At 30.6% G+C, this 10,000-nt stretch carries 10 protein-coding genes; 7 read left to right on the forward strand and 3 right to left on the reverse strand.

From position 1 onward, the window contains the following. The 4 genes from LDL23_RS06465 to murI form a co-directional block, all read left to right on the forward strand. Window positions 1–1,414 (forward strand): BamA/TamA family outer membrane protein (locus LDL23_RS06465; protein WP_291264977.1); only part of this gene is annotated, 1,414 nt, incomplete at its 5' end. A 100-nt stretch (window positions 1,415–1,514) separates the two neighbouring features. After that, window positions 1,515–2,543, forward strand: a complete 1,029-nt coding sequence (locus LDL23_RS06470; RefSeq protein WP_291264978.1) for an OmpH family outer membrane protein — start codon at window positions 1,515–1,517, stop codon at window positions 2,541–2,543. Window positions 2,544–2,567: 24 nt separating this feature from the next. After that, window positions 2,568–3,071, forward strand: coding sequence for an OmpH family outer membrane protein (locus LDL23_RS06475; protein ID WP_291264979.1), 504 nt, complete (start codon window positions 2,568–2,570; stop codon window positions 3,069–3,071). Between the two features lie 73 nt (window positions 3,072–3,144). Further along, window positions 3,145–3,924, forward strand: a complete 780-nt coding sequence (gene murI, locus LDL23_RS06480; protein ID WP_291264980.1) for a glutamate racemase — start codon at window positions 3,145–3,147, stop codon at window positions 3,922–3,924. Between the two features lies 1 nt (window position 3,925). Here the strand turns inward: murI and LDL23_RS06485 are convergent, their stop codons facing one another. Both LDL23_RS06485 and LDL23_RS06490 read right to left on the reverse strand, forming a co-directional pair. Next, entirely contained in the window at window positions 3,926–4,438 is a 513-nt protein-coding gene (locus LDL23_RS06485; protein WP_194093319.1) for a gamma carbonic anhydrase family protein, read from the reverse strand. A 63-nt stretch (window positions 4,439–4,501) separates the two neighbouring features. Further along, entirely contained in the window at window positions 4,502–5,491 is a 990-nt protein-coding gene (locus LDL23_RS06490; protein WP_291264981.1) for a type IX secretion system membrane protein PorP/SprF, read from the reverse strand. 313 nt (window positions 5,492–5,804) lie between these two features. On the opposite strand from LDL23_RS06490, the gene LDL23_RS06495 reads away from it, so the two are divergent. Continuing rightward, the gene (locus tag LDL23_RS06495; protein WP_291264982.1) at window positions 5,805–6,704 is read left to right on the forward strand and encodes a NifU family protein; all 900 of its coding nucleotides are present in this window, start codon (window positions 5,805–5,807) and stop codon (window positions 6,702–6,704) included. Window positions 6,705–6,748: 44 nt separating this feature from the next. Here the strand turns inward: LDL23_RS06495 and LDL23_RS06500 are convergent, their stop codons facing one another. Continuing rightward, window positions 6,749–8,998, reverse strand: coding sequence for an inorganic phosphate transporter (locus LDL23_RS06500; protein WP_291264983.1), 2,250 nt, complete (start codon window positions 8,996–8,998; stop codon window positions 6,749–6,751). Window positions 8,999–9,135: 137 nt separating this feature from the next. Between LDL23_RS06500 and LDL23_RS06505 the strand changes: the two genes are divergently transcribed. Both LDL23_RS06505 and LDL23_RS06510 read left to right on the forward strand, forming a co-directional pair. Next, on the forward strand, window positions 9,136–9,336 hold the full coding sequence (locus LDL23_RS06505; protein WP_026724334.1) for a dodecin family protein: 201 nt from the start codon (window positions 9,136–9,138) through the stop codon (window positions 9,334–9,336). Between the two features lie 80 nt (window positions 9,337–9,416). Further along, window positions 9,417–10,000 (forward strand): mechanosensitive ion channel domain-containing protein (locus tag LDL23_RS06510; RefSeq protein ID WP_291264984.1); only part of this gene is annotated, 584 nt, incomplete at its 3' end.

Below are 10,000 nucleotides of genomic sequence, written 5' to 3' on the forward strand. Positions count from 1 at the left end.
TTTCTTTGATCCAGAAGCAATTAAACCCGATTTTAAAAACGTTGATCCACAAGCTGGAACTGTAGATATCGAATACAAAGTAGTAGAAAAAGGATCTAGTCAAGTAGAACTTCAAGGAGGTTATGGCGGTGGTGGTTTCATAGGAACTCTTGGATTATCATTTAATAACTTTTCAGCCAGAAATATCTTTAAAAAAGAAGCTTACAAACCTTTACCAATGGGGGATGGACAAAAAATGGCTTTAAGATTACAGGGAAGTTCTTATTTCCAAACGTATAGTTTATCATTTTCAGAACCATGGCTTGGCGGAAAAAAACCTATAAACTTCTCTACATCTATATCTCATAGTAAACAATTCTTGTATAACTACAGAACTAGAGATGTAACAAGAAGTCAAAGTTTCAACATAACATCGTTATCAGTTGGTATAGCAAAAAGATTAACAGTTCCAGACGATTACTTTGTATTGTCTCAGGCGGTTTCTTTCCAATACTATGATTTAAATAATTACAATACTGGATTATTTACTTTTGGAAATGGTTCATCAAGAAATTTAGCTTATACGATTGCTTTATCAAGAAACAGTAAAGGAGTTAATCCAATATTTCCTACAACGGGTTCAGAGTTCACTATATCAGGAAAATTTACTTTACCGTATTCACTATTTAATGGTATTGACTACAATGAATTAAAAAATTCAAAAGCATACAAGTTACAATATGACCCTAATTTAGGAATAGCAGTTCAAGGAAATGATCAAGAGCAATATCCTGTAGCTGGTGATTATATTCAAGAAACATTTGAAGGTTCTGGAATTTATCAAACTGTTGGGGAAAACTGGGAACAAGCTTCACTAGATAAAGCAAAATATGACCAAAAACGTTTCAATTGGTTAGAATACTATAAAATTAAGTTTAAAGCAGATTGGTACACAAGAATATACGAAAAACTTGTACTTAGAACGCTAGGAGAATTTGGATTTATGGGAGCTTATAACTCTGATAGAGGTTTAGTACCTTTTGAACGTTATTATTTAGGAGGTGATGGATTGGCAAATTATTCACTTGATGGTAGAGAAACCATTCAATTAAGAGGGTATCCAAATAACTCTTTATCTTCTCAAGATGGAGGAACAGTTTATAACAAATTCTCATTAGAGTTACGTTACCCAATTACTTTGAATCAATCAGCATCAATTTATGCCCTTTCATTTTTAGAAGCTGGTTCTGCATTTAATGATTTCAAGCTTTACAATCCATTTAATTTACAACGCTCTGCAGGAGTAGGTTTACGTATATTTATGCCAGCATTTGGTTTATTAGGTATCGACTTTGCACATGGATTTGATCCAATCCCTGGGGAAACAGTTAAAAGTGGTTGGCAAACACACTTTATTATTGGGCAACAATTTTAGGGTTTGTTCGTACTTTTTGTTAAATTCGTAAAAATATTTCACATTTTATTGCGTTTAACATTCATTAAGTAAGACAGCTACGAAACAAAATTAAGTTAAAATGAAAAAATTATTATTTATACTTCTTGCACTAATCACTTTTTCTTCTAAAGCACAAACCGCTAGAGGAGTTAAAATTGGCTACATAGATATGGAATATATCTTAGAAAAAGTGCCTGATTATGCCGATGCTATTAATCAATTAGAGCAAAAAGCACAAAAATGGAAACAAGAAATTGAAGTTAAAAAAACCGAAATCAATAAGTTAAAAGAAAATTTAAAAACAGAAAGAGTACTTTTAACTAAAGAATTAATTGAGGAAAGAGAAGAAGAAATTGCTTATTTAGAAAAAGAACTTTTAGAATATCAAGAAAAACGTTTTGGACCAAAAGGTGATTTAATTATTCAGAAATCTGTTTTAGTTAAACCAATTCAAGATCAAATTTTCACTATAGTTCAAGATGTTGCTGAACAACGAAAATATGATTTTGTTTTTGACAAATCGTCTGATTTAACAATGTTATTTGCCGCTCAGAAATACGACATTAGTGATTATGTTGTAAAAAAGTTAACTGCTTCTCAAAAAAGAGAAGAAATGTCTAAAAAACAACTAAAAGCCTTAGAAGCAAAAGAGGCATTAGACGAAGCTGTTGAAGAAAATCCTGCATTTACAGAAAGAAAAAGGATTTTAGATGAAAAAAAGGCTGCTAGAGAAAAATTAATAGAAGAGCGCAAATTAGCTAACGAACAAAAGAAAGCTGATGCCGCCGAAAAAAGAAAAAAATTACTTGAGGAGCGCGATGCTAAAAAAAATGGCACAGTAATTGAAAATAAAAATTCAGAGGGTGATAAAGAAGAAAAAGTTGATGATAAAATAGACAAAAGCCCAAACGAAGATAAAGACATCGTAAAAGAAGAAACAAAAAAGCTCGATCCTAAAGAGGCTAGACAAAAACTTATCGACGAAAGAAATAAAAAACTTGAAGAGAGAAAAAAAGCTTTAGAAGAAAAAAAGAAAAAAATAGCTGAGGAGAAAGAAGCTGGTAAAAAAGCAAAAGAACCAAAAACAGAAACAGAGAACAAAAATTAAATAACTTAAATTTTAAAATTAAAAATGAAACAATTAAAAACTTTAGCAATTGCAATCGTACTTTTCATTGGAACACAAGTTTCAGCTCAAACAAAAGTTGCACATATAGATGTACAAGCATTAATGACTTCTATGCCTGAAATGAAAACTGCGCAAGATCAAATGAAAAAAATTCAGGATACTTATGACAAAGATTACAAAAACATGGTAGCTGAATACCAAACAAAATTACAAAAATATGAACAAGAATCTGCTACTGCTGGTGACGCGTTAAACGAAACACGTTCTAAAGAAATGCAAGACATGGGTTCTCGTATTCAACAATTTCAACAAAATGCTCAAAAAGAATTAGGTCAAAAAGAAATGGACTTGATTAAGCCAATCATGGAAAAAGCACAAGCTGCCATTAAAAAAGTAGCAAAAGAAAAAGGTTTTAACTATGTATTAGACTCTACTACAGGAAGCGGCGTTTTAGTTGCTGAAGGTACAGATTTATTAGCTGATGTTAAAAAAGCATTAGGTTTCTAATTAATTCAAACCAAAATTTTAAAAACTGCTTAATCTTAGCTAAGATTAAGCAGTTTTTTTTATTTTTGTTGTTATGATAAACGAAAATCCAATAGGCTTGTTTGATTCAGGTATTGGCGGTACTTCAATATGGAAGGAAGTTCATGCCTTAATGCCTTATGAAAACACAATTTACCTTGCCGACAGTAAGAATGCACCCTATGGATTAAAATCTAAAGACGAAATCATTGCACTTAGCTGCAAGAATACCGAGTTTCTATTAGAAAACAACTGTAAAATAATTGTGGTAGCCTGTAACACAGCAACTACAAACGCTATTAAAGAACTTAGATCTAAATATGATGTTCCCTTCATCGGGATCGAGCCCGCTATAAAACCAGCAGCACTTCAATCTAAAACGCAAAAAATTGGCATATTAGCCACAAAAGGAACGCTTAATAGCGAATTATTTCACAAAAGTGTTGCAAATCATCCCGACGTTACAATAATCGAACAAATAGGTCATGGTTTGGTTCAATTGATAGAAAATGGAGATATGAATTCCGCAGAAATGGAAGAATTATTAAAGAGTTATCTAAATCCAATGGTGGAAAAAAATATCGACTATTTGGTACTAGGTTGCAGTCACTATCCTTATTTGATTCCACAGATTAAAAAAATCATTCCACCACAAATTAAAATAATTGATTCTGGTGAAGCAGTAGCCAAACAGACACAAAAAATATTAGAACAAAGTCATTTATTAAATCTTACAAATGAAAAAAGCTCGCAAATATTCTATACGAATAGCGAGCCTGAAGTTTTAAAAACTATACTAGGAAATTGTGAAAATGTAATTTATAAGAATTTTTAGTTTATTCTTTAAACCAACCTGAATACATTACATAATTATTTGAAATACGTTCAATTTCACCAGCAAAATCACTTTGATCTATATCTTTAACTTTCTTTGCAGGAACACCCGCATAAATACAACCCGATTCAACAACCGTATTTTGCGTAATAACAGAACCCGCAGCTACAATTGAATTACTCTCAATTACGCAGTTATCCATCACAATAGCCCCCATACCAATTAAAACATTGTCTTTTATTGTACAACCATGCACGATAGCATTATGTCCAATAGAAACATTATTTCCAATAACCGTTGGATGTTTTTGATATGTGCAATGAACTACGGCTCCATCTTGAATATTAACCTTATTCCCTATTGTTATTGAATTAACATCACCTCGTATTACCGCATTAAACCAAACGCTACAATTGGAACCAAAAGAAACCTCTCCTACAATAGTAGCATTTTCAGCCACATAACAATCATCTGGTATTTGAGGGAATTTCCCATTTACTTCTTTAATCAACATAATTAACTCTTTTAAAAAAAATGTCCCGATAAATCGGGACAAATATACTTGAAATTTTTATTCTTAATTAACGGCAGGACAATTACAATCCCATTGTTTGTCTTTACAGAAAACATTCATACCTAAAGTAATTTGGTGAAAACCTCCATTATCAAACTTAATATCACCCATAACATGACTGTATGTATATGAAAACATAAAGTTTTTATAGTTAACACCTAAAATTGGTGAAACCCATTGTAAATTTTGCTTACCGCCTTCATACTGAGCGCTATCAAAACTTCTTCTGTAAGAAACTGCAGCCCATAATTTACCAAAGTCAACTGCTTTATAAACTTTAAGGTTTAAATCAATTGAAGATTCTTTAGTCTCAGAAATACGTTGATACATAAAAGAAGGTTCGAAAAGTAATCTATCCTCATTACCAAAAACAGCTCCTACACTCCACAATAATTTACTTAAGTTGTCTGATTCAAATCCTTTAGAATATAATTCTCTTCTTTGATTTGCTAAAAAGTTTTTCATTGTTACATGAGTAAAGAAATCCATGTAGTGATATGAAACCCCTAAATCAACATTAAAATATGCATCTTTTTGAATAACTCCATTAACAATAACTGGATCATTCCCTGTAAAAGTTGAACCATCTAATGTACTTTGAACAAAAGCAGTGCTTAATCCAAAAGATAATTGATTTAAATCAACAGTACCTCTAGAAAATCTCAAATGGTGAGCATACGTTAATTTAGCACCTTTTTGTGAATGATAGCCATTTTTATCATTAAATAAAATTACCCCTACACCAGAAATACCATCCTGATCAATTGCTGTATTAAAACTAACAGTTTGTAATGATGGAGCTTCGTCTTGTCCAAACCATTGTTGACGACCAGTTAATCTAATTTTACCACAATTAGCAGCACCTGCCATTGAAGGGTGAATTAAATAATAATTATCCGATAAATAATCAGAATAAACAGCTATTCCTTCTTGTGCAAAGGAAAATTGTGCCAATAAAAATGCTAAAATAAAATAACTCTTTTTAAAATTCATTGTAGTTATTGTTTAATGAAAACATACCTCTTACTATCCTAATCAAACTCTATGCTTAAAATTAGAATATTATTAATAAAAAACAATAAGTAAATATGGTTTTTTACTACGAACTTGCCAAAGATATAAATTTTTGTGTTTCTTTTACAATACACTTAAAATATTATTAGATTTAATACGTGATTTTTTATGTTATATAACACATTTACGTTGTATTTATCAAAATCTAATAAAAAGTTAAATAAAAAAAGTGACCTGCTAAAACAAACTACATATCTTATGAACTTTGTATCTTTGCAAAAAAATAAGTATTATGCAAGTAATCGCAACTAAAATAACTCAAAATCCAGCCATTGTAAAATTTGAATTGGATGAAATTATTGTTAGAACTGAGAATTTTGAATTTAAAAATATTGACGAAACGCAAAATTCTCCTTTAGCAAAACAATTATTCTTTCTTCCTTTTGTTAAAACAGTCTATGTTTCAGGAAATTTCATTGCAATTGAAAAATTTTCAATTGTAGAATGGGAAGATGTTAAAGAAGATGTAGCCAATCAAATCAATGAGTTCATTTCTAATGGTGGAGAAATCATCAAGATAGATGAAACCAAAACAAAAAAACAACCGATAACCGTTTATGCAGAAACCACTCCTAACCCATCGGTTTTAAAATTTGTTTGCAATAAACTACTAACTAAAACTGCATTGGAATGCAAAAACATTGATGAAACAAATGCTTCTCCATTAGCAAAAGAATTATTCAAATTTCCTTTTGTAAAAGAAGTATTCATCGACGAAAATTATATTTCGGTTACCAAATTTGCTATAACAGAATGGGATGAAATTACTTTAGAGTTAAGAACTTTTATTAAAGAGTACATTGAAAACGGAAACACTGTAATTGACGAAACGGCAATTGTGAAAACAGAAATTCATCAAAAACAACAAGAAGCTTATTTTGACACACTTGATGTTACTTCTCAGCAAATCATCAACATTATTGAAGAATATGTAAAACCAGCTGTTCAAAGTGATGGTGGTAATATTATGTTTGAATCTTTTGACCCAGAAGAAAAAAGAGTAAAGGTAGTTTTACAAGGTGCTTGTAGCGGTTGTCCTTCATCAACTTTTACATTAAAAAATGGAATTGAAAACATGTTGAAAGACATGCTGAAAGACGAAGGCATAAAAGTAGAAGCCATTAACGGATAATTCTAAACCATATAAAAACAAAAAAGAGCCTTACGGCTCTTTTTTTATTTCTTATTCTGTTGATTAAATTCTTTAAACAACTCTAATAAATTCATAATTGATTTTATTAAGTCGTTTGTTTCAAGAAGTAAAGAGAAATACAATTTACTGTTTTTAGGACTTGTTTCTGTAGTTCTAATTCTAGTAATCTGTTTTGTGATTAATTCAGAAACAGTATCTAGGAACACTTTTTTATCTCTTAAAATCTCATCTAATTTGGAGAAATCTTCTGATTTAAAACTCTCTTCTAAACGACTAAACAATTCTTGCAATTGTGCATCAACTGTTTTAAGATCACGAATTTGATTGAACTTTAGTTTCTTGTGATTATTATTCACATGCGAATGACTACTTGATGTTATATAATCAATCGACTGGACCATATCTTGTAAATAACCTAAAATTAAAATATAAAACTTACTCGCTTCAACTGAATTTTCATCTAAGTTTCTAATGAAATAGAAAACATTACTTTTTAATTCATCAATCTCTTTTTCAAGCTTTTTTAATGCTTTTTTATTTTCTTTAAGTTTAGCTAAATCTTGTAACCCTAAATTATCAACCACATTAGAATATAAAGAACTAGTTTTTCTTAAAACTTTAGAAATTTGAGAAGAACTTTCAGTAATCATTTCTTTCAATGTTACGATATCTTCTTTTCTTAAGCTTTTAATTTCTTCCTCTTCTTTTACTTTCTTTTTGTGAATTTGATTACTTCTGTAGAAGAAAATAGCCACAATGATCATGAAAGCAAAGAAAGCAAATACTTCTCCAATAAATAAAGTGTACGCTATTATAGCCGATGATAAAAATGCTGCAAAAGCGGTTACAAACCAACCTCCAATAACATTGAAAACCCCAGCCACACGATATACTGCACTTTCTCTATCCCAAGCTCTATCTGCGAATGACGAACCCATTGCCACCATAAAAGTCACATAAGTTGTAGATAATGGTAATTTCATTGAAGTTCCGATAGAAATCAAAATAGAAGCTACAATTAAGTTTACAGAAGCACGCACCATATCAAACATAGGTTGCTCATCTCTTTTTCCAGTATATTCAGGCTGAACAAACTGAGCGTCTAATTTTTTCTGAAGCGATTTTGGTAAAATAAAACTAATAATATTACCAAGATACATAAATCCTCTTACAATGTTTCTTGAAAGCGTATTAGCATTATACTTCTCATTACCTTCACCTTGACGAGATAAATTCTGCTCTGTTTCAATTACTGATCTAGCTTTTTTGGATGTCCATAAAGTGTAAACCATAATTACACCAGCTAATGCTAAAAAGATAAATGGTGCTGGTAAATTTTCACCTTCAAGTCCCGACATCATAAATTCATTGGCAGCAACTGTTTGTCCTGGTGCAGCCCAAATTTCAAAAGCTTGATAAGCCGCAATTGGCACTCCAATGAAGTTAACTAAGTCATTACCTGCAAAAGCAAGTGCTAATCCAAAAGTACCAACGATAATAATGAATTTAAAAACACTGTATTTAAAAACACTAATTAATAATTGACAAACAATTGTCCATAAAACCAATGAATACGCAATAATTGTAAATGGACTTTCTTTAATAAAATCTTTTACTTCAGAAGGCACAAATGTGATTGATTTTAATCCTTTTACTAAGATAAAGAAAGTAATAGCTGTCATAGCAACTCCACCAAAAAGTGCTGCTACATATTTATATCTTTTTTCGATATGAAATGTGAAAATTAACCTTGACACATATTGTACTAACGAACCTAAAGCAAAAGATAATGCTACAGAAAGTAAAATACTATATACAATTTCAGAAGCTTTTTCAGTATTGATATAGTTTCCAAGAGTATCAAAGCCATCTCCACTAACATATACTTTATAAACCGCTAAAACTACTGAAGCTCCTAACAAAGAGAAAATTACAGAAACTGTCGTTGATGTTGGCAATCCTAATGTATTAAAAACATCTAACAGCAATACATCGGTAATCATTACGGCTAAAAAGATAATAATTACATCGTTGAAACTGAACATACTTGGCGTAAAAATTCCGTTTCTCGCAATTTCCATCATACCGTTAGAATAAAGTGCTCCAACAGCAACTCCTAAACTCGCAACAATCATAATGGTTTTAAACGAAACCGCCTTAGAACCAATAGCCGAGTTTAAGAAATTAACCGCATCATTACTTACTCCTACCATTAAATCGGTAATTGCAAGAATCGCTAATGCGATTAACATTATAATATAAATTTGTTCCATTTTTTTATGAATTAATTTCGATGCAAAATTCCTTTAAGAAATTTAGATTTACGTTAATTTAATGTTATCAATTGCTCCAAAAACAATTATTTAAAATAATTTTCTTAACTTTAATTTAATATTAAAATCTATTTTTTATGGCCGTATTAAAAGTAATTGAAGTATTGTCTAGTTCAACTTCAAGTTGGGAAGACGCCACAAGAAAAGCTGTAACTCAAGCAGCAAAGTCTCTAAAAAACATTAGATCAGTTTATGTTCAAGATCAAAGCGCTTCGGTCAAAGATAACGAAATAACTGAATTCAGGGTAAATTTAAAAATCACATTTGAAATTGAATAACTTAACAAGCGTCTAATAACATAGGCGCTTTTTTATTTTTCTAAGATTTCTGTGTTCAATATCTTTGCAAAAAAAAGAATATGACACCAATTGAAATTCAAAATTATTTCGAAACCATTAAAAAACTAATCTTAGAGTATTCTCCAAAATTTGTAGTTGCTGTTTTAATTCTTCTTGTTGGACTATGGGCGACCAGCTTTATAACCAAAACAGCAAAAAAGATAATGGTAAAACGTAATGTAGAAGTTACGCTATCAACTTTTATTGGAAATCTTATTTTTTGGACACTTCGTATTTTACTTTTTGTAACTGTAATTTCAAAACTTGGCATTGAAACTTCTTCTTTTGTTGCAATTTTAGGAGCTGCTGGTTTAGCGATTGGTTTATCGTTACAAGGTTCGCTTTCTAATTTTGCAGGTGGTATTTTAATTATTCTTTTTAAACCCTTTAGAATCGGAGATTTTATAGAGGCACAAAATGTTTTAGGAACGGTTAAAGACATTAAAATATTCTCTACAGTTATCACGTCGCCAGATAACAAACAAATTGTAATTCCAAATGCCGCTTTATCAAATGGAGTAATTACCAATTATACAGCAAATGGTTTTAGACGAGTTGACTTAATTATTTCGGTAGATTACAAAACCGATTTACAATTAGCCAA

It is taken from the genome of Flavobacterium sp., from assembly GCF_020217025.1.
Lineage (GTDB): Bacteria > Bacteroidota > Bacteroidia > Flavobacteriales > Flavobacteriaceae > Flavobacterium.

Bases quoted from the DNA above. Each gene is read 5' to 3' on its own strand.
- LDL23_RS06470 (WP_291264978.1), top strand. From the start codon at position 1,515: ATGAAAAAATTATTATTTATACTTCTTGCACTAATCACTTTTTCTTCT.
- LDL23_RS06475 (WP_291264979.1), top strand. From the start codon at position 2,568: ATGAAACAATTAAAAACTTTAGCAATTGCAATCGTACTTTTCATTGGA.
- murI (WP_291264980.1), top strand. From the start codon at position 3,145: ATGATAAACGAAAATCCAATAGGCTTGTTTGATTCAGGTATTGGCGGT.
- LDL23_RS06485 (WP_194093319.1), bottom strand. From the start codon at position 4,438: ATGTTGATTAAAGAAGTAAATGGGAAATTCCCTCAAATACCAGATGAT.
- LDL23_RS06490 (WP_291264981.1), bottom strand. From the start codon at position 5,491: ATGAATTTTAAAAAGAGTTATTTTATTTTAGCATTTTTATTGGCACAA.
- LDL23_RS06495 (WP_291264982.1), top strand. From the start codon at position 5,805: ATGCAAGTAATCGCAACTAAAATAACTCAAAATCCAGCCATTGTAAAA.
- LDL23_RS06500 (WP_291264983.1), bottom strand. From the start codon at position 8,998: ATGGAACAAATTTATATTATAATGTTAATCGCATTAGCGATTCTTGCA.
- LDL23_RS06505 (WP_026724334.1), top strand. From the start codon at position 9,136: ATGGCCGTATTAAAAGTAATTGAAGTATTGTCTAGTTCAACTTCAAGT.